The sequence below is a fragment of the Xanthomonas sp. SHU 166 genome (genome assembly GCF_000364685.1).
Lineage (GTDB): Bacteria > Pseudomonadota > Gammaproteobacteria > Xanthomonadales > Xanthomonadaceae > Xanthomonas_A > Xanthomonas_A sontii.
The window spans coordinates 1-2223 of the sequence record NZ_AQOJ01000029.1 but is presented as its reverse complement, the minus strand read 5'-3'; the positions used below and the strand labels follow the sequence as shown (position 1 = coordinate 2223).

At 67.5% G+C, this 2223-nt stretch carries 2 protein-coding genes; one reads left to right on the top strand and one right to left on the bottom strand.

Features of this window, described 5'->3' with window-relative positions:
* The coding region (locus D180_RS01575; protein ID WP_043090289.1) for a hypothetical protein at positions 1-215 on the bottom strand (215 nt) is incomplete at its 3' end.
* Positions 216-873: 658 nt separating this feature from the next.
* Here D180_RS01575 and proP point away from each other — a divergent pair.
* Positions 874-2223: glycine betaine/L-proline transporter ProP (gene proP / locus D180_RS01570; RefSeq protein WP_017911392.1), on the top strand; the 1350-nt coding region annotated here is incomplete at its 3' end.

Sequence of the window (2223 nt, the reverse complement as noted above, 5' to 3'; positions counted from 1 at the left end):
GGCGGATCCGGCTGCGCCAGGTGCGCGAGCAGCGACGGCTGCCGGCACAGCGTGTCGAGCAGGAAATCGCTGGCCAGCAGCGCGCGCGCCAGCGCGTCCTCGAAACCGGGATGAGACGGCCACGACTGCGCGGCGACGGCATGGCGCAGGCGCGCCAGGCTGCGTTCGAGCGTGGGTTGCAGGACGTCGGGAACGGCGAAGGGAGCAGAAGCCATCGGCCGATGATGGCATCCCGCGGCGACCGCGGACAGGACCGCGGCGTGGATGCAATCAAACGCGCGCCGTCGGACACGGCGAGCGCAAGGAAAGCGTCATGATTGCAGCATCGGCCCCAGCCAGGGCGGAGCTGTCTGCGCTGCATACGAGGAACTTCATTCCGACGTGTCCGACGCTTGCTGGATCTCCCACCACCGCGCGTCGCGGCTGAAGCCGCTCCCACAGGTGAAGCACCCACATTCTCGGCAACCCCACGGTGCAGCAATGCACTGTGGGAGGGACTTCAGTCCCGACCCGACGGCGCATCCGACGCCGCAAGGCTGTTCCACCGTCGCGCGTCGCGGCTGAAGCCATTCCCGCACGGAACGGAAAATCCACGCAGAACGCAGCTTTTCAGCACTTTTCGCAACGTTTCGCAGACCTTGTCGCCAGCCCCGTCACGACAATGGTGTATCATGGCCGTCTCGACGGAGCCCCTGTGCGCCCTGCGCCGCCCGCTCCGTTCTTCGATCCTGCAGCGCCGTGGTGTTGACGCGGCCGTCCGGGATCGCCCCCGCAGACCAGTGCGGCGCCCGTGGCGCCCTGTCGTTCCGTCTTGCTTGCCTGACGCGTGCGGGCCGGGGGTCATCACCTCACCGTTCCAGGACAGGAGAAGACATGTCGGAGTTCCACGCCCATTTCGGATGGTTCAAGCGCCGCCGCCAACTGCAGGTGGAAGAAGTCACCGTCGTCGACAAACCCATGCTCAAGCGGGCCGTCGGCGCGGCGGCGCTGGGCAACGCGATGGAATGGTTCGACTTCGGCGTGTACGGCTACCTGGCCGTGACCCTGGGCCACGTGTTCTTCCCCAGCACCAACCCGACCGCGCAGCTGATCGCCACGTTCGCGACCTTCACCGTCGCGTTCCTGGTGCGCCCGCTGGGCGGGCTGGTGTTCGGCCCGCTGGGCGATCGCTACGGCCGGCAGAAGGTGCTGGCCGCGACCATGATCCTGATGGCGCTGGGCACGTTCTCGATCGGCCTGATCCCCTCCTACGCGCGCATCGGCATCTGGGCGCCGATCCTGTTGCTGGTGGCGCGGCTGGTGCAGGGCTTTTCCACCGGCGGCGAATACGGCGGCGCGGCGACCTTCATCGCCGAGTACTCCACCGATCGCAACCGCGGCTTCATGAGCAGCTGGCTGGAGTTCGGCACGTTGGGCGGCTACATCGCCGGCGCCGCCACGGTGACCGCGCTGCACTTTACGCTGAGCGATGCGCAGATGCACGACTGGGGCTGGCGCGTGCCGTTCCTGATCGCCGGCCCGCTGGGCCTGCTCGGCCTGTACATGCGCATGAAACTGGAGGAAACCCCGGCGTTCCAGGCCTATGCCGAAGAGGCGGAAAAGCGCGAGCACGATGCGCCGGGCCTGGGCGCGCTGTTCCGCGTCCACTGGCCGCAGTTGCTCAAGTGCGTGGGCCTGGTGCTGGTGTTCAACGTAACCGACTACATGCTGCTGACCTACATGCCCAGCTACCTCAGCGTCACCATGGGCTATGCCGAGAGCAAGGGCCTGCTGCTGATCATCATCGTGATGCTGGTGATGATGCCGCTCAACGTGCTCGGCGGGTTGTTCAGCGATCGCCTGGGCCGCAAGCCGATGGTGATCGGCGCCTGCATCGCACTGCTGGTGCTGGCGGTGCCGTGCCTGCGGCTGGTCGGCACCGGCAACGACTGGCTGATCTTCCTCGGCCTGATGCTGCTGGGCGTGGCGCTGGTGTGCTTCACCAGCTCGATGCCGTCGACCTTGCCGGCGCTGTTCTACACCCCGGTGCGCTACAGCGCGCTGTCGATCGCCTTCAACGTGTCGGTGTCGCTGTTCGGTGGCACCACGCCGCTGGTCACCGCGTGGCTGGTCGAACGCACCGGCGATCCGCTGGTGCCGGCCTACTACCTGATGGGGGCGGCGGTGGTCGGCATCGCGACCATGGCCTTCGTGCGCGAAACCGCCGGCCTGCCGCTGCGCGGC